The sequence below is a fragment of the Streptomyces sp. NPDC058955 genome, assembly GCF_042741435.1.
Classification (GTDB): Bacteria; Actinomycetota; Actinomycetes; order Streptomycetales; family Streptomycetaceae; genus Streptomyces.
The window spans coordinates 44,696-46,799 of the sequence record NZ_JBHYKM010000060.1 but is presented as its reverse complement, the minus strand read 5'-3'; the positions used below and the strand labels follow the sequence as shown (position 1 = coordinate 46,799).

The following is a 2,104-nucleotide window of genomic DNA, read 5'->3' as shown; positions in this document are numbered from 1 at the left end:
ACCGAGTACGAGGCAGCACACTACGCTGACACAGAACCCGTGGCCGACTGATCACCGGCCCACAAAACACCGGCAGGAAAGCCGGAACGGTTCACTGGCAGCCATTTCTACGTTGAGATCACCTACCGCGCACGGATAATCGAGGTGGCATTGAGATTCTGGGTCAAGCCTGTCGACGCCAGCTGGGTCATCGCGGGACCGGGCACCCTCTGGTAGGACACACGGAAGAGCAGCACCATCCAGGGGTCAGTGCAATCTACCTGCCGGCGGCCCATCACATGCCGTCGATCAAGGGCCCGCCCAGCCCGAGCACCCCACCCCGACCCACGCCAGCCCCGTGACCTGCAACATCAGGTTGGAAAATGCTCACTGATTCGATCGTCACGTCCGTCCCGCCCTTCCGGTCCTGCCGCAGTAGATGCGTACACCTCGCCTGCGGCGCCCGGAGAGTCCGCCGCAGGTCGCGAAGATCACCGTAGAGGCTCCACCGCAGTAAATCCGGCATTCACTGCGGCAGTAAAAACGGACTGCCGTGTTTGTGTCTTCGGCAGCGGTCAGTCGTCCTTCCAGCGGTTGTAAGCCAAGGCGAGCGTGCTGGCGCCCTGCACCCCACTCCAGGTCACGTGTTGCCGCCCACCATGGACCTTCAAGAGGATCTCCCGGGCTTCCCTAGCCAGGTCTGCCGCGGTCACCATCGGGTAGGGGCATGAGGCAACTCCGCCGCGAAACAGCTGAGCAAGGACTGCAGTGAGGGATGGCTTGTCGAACGCCATGCCCCGAGCATCTGACGCCGCGAGTACGAACCAGTGTTCCAGCTTCTGAGGAACTTGCGGAATGGCAGCTCCCGCGAAGGCGGTGTCCACGATGAGGATCACCGTTCTGCTGGAGGACGCTTGGGCTGCTTGTGGCAGAAGTTCCCCAACATTGAGCAGGCTTGTCGGGTCTTCATTGGTGTCGGCTAGCGGCACGAGCAGAGATCCTGTGTTCTGGGCTACGACTCCATGCCCCGTGACATGCACTACGAGTAGTTCTGACTGGCTTGCGAACGCTTGGGCTAGAGCTTCCCGAGCCATCTCAAGTGTCGGGTTCAGCAATCTGGTCAAGGACATCCATGGGGCCGCTTCTGCCAAGGCCTCAGTCATTTCGGCGAAGTTTGATTCGACGCTCGGGAGAGGCTGGAGGAGGCCGGGTCTGCTGCCGCCTCCGCTGCTTGCTAGGAGTAGGTAGGCGGACTTTTGCCGCCTTGGCATCCGCAAGTGATGAGTTTCTGCTGAGGAGGCAACACTTCGTGGCGGTGGCAACTCGCCTCCACCATATTGGGTGGGCGGAGCAGGCATCTCACCGCCTCTGCGTACCGCAGCAGAGAGCTCAGATTCGACGGTGGCCCAAGCCCGCTGCCACATGGGCGAGTACTCTCTGCGGGCTTTGTCGGGTACCGGGATTCTGGTTTCTTCGGCATAGCACCGGCAAGCTTCGACGAACGCGATGACTACCTCCAGTCGAGGAAGTCGTCGGCCCCGTACTGCGTCTGATGCGGTAGATCGAGGCAAGTGCACCCCGGCCTTGCGCGCGTAGGTCTCCAGGGCTTTGAACGAGGGCTGACCAACGTCGCGCTGAAGCTGACGAAGGTTGGCCACAAAGGTTTCAACCGGATCCCTGCCTGGCCCCACGAACTGTTCCCTTCCCTCTGTCCTTCAACGACGCCGACTAGCCGAAACCGTCCGAGCGTGGCCGACGGTAACCGCGAACGGCCGAGCCTGTCCGAGACTACAGACACGCTGACCTGGGCTGTTGTCGAATCCGAGTATCGGAGTCCTCAACGAAGGGAGAAGCCCAATGGGGCGGAAAAGGGGCCAGAGCAGCACCGTTCGGCGGCTTGGCCGTGCCGCAATGTTCAGCGCAGTACGAGGACTGGCGTCGGCGGCCGGAGCTGCGGTTCTGGGTTGGGTCACCTGGTGGATCCAGATCCGCTGAAACGGGTGGCTCGGGGTGATCACGGTGGAGAGTGTGGGGGCGCATGGATGGGTGGACGCCCCAACCGCGCCGCCGCCCCCCCGCCCCGCCCGTCAACCGCGCGCCCCCCCACCCGGGCCGCCGCCTCTAC

General features: G+C 63.0%; 1 protein-coding gene. It reads right to left on the bottom strand.

Annotated elements, in window-relative coordinates; all coding sequences use genetic code 11:
• Nucleotides 1-554: 554 nt before the first annotated feature.
• Nucleotides 555-1,103 carry a hypothetical protein gene (locus ACFW1I_RS22520; RefSeq protein ID WP_384672726.1) on the bottom strand — a complete coding sequence of 183 codons (549 nt, stop codon included), beginning with the start codon at nucleotides 1,101-1,103 and terminating at the stop codon, nucleotides 555-557.
• Nucleotides 1,104-2,104: the final 1,001 nt, after the last annotated feature.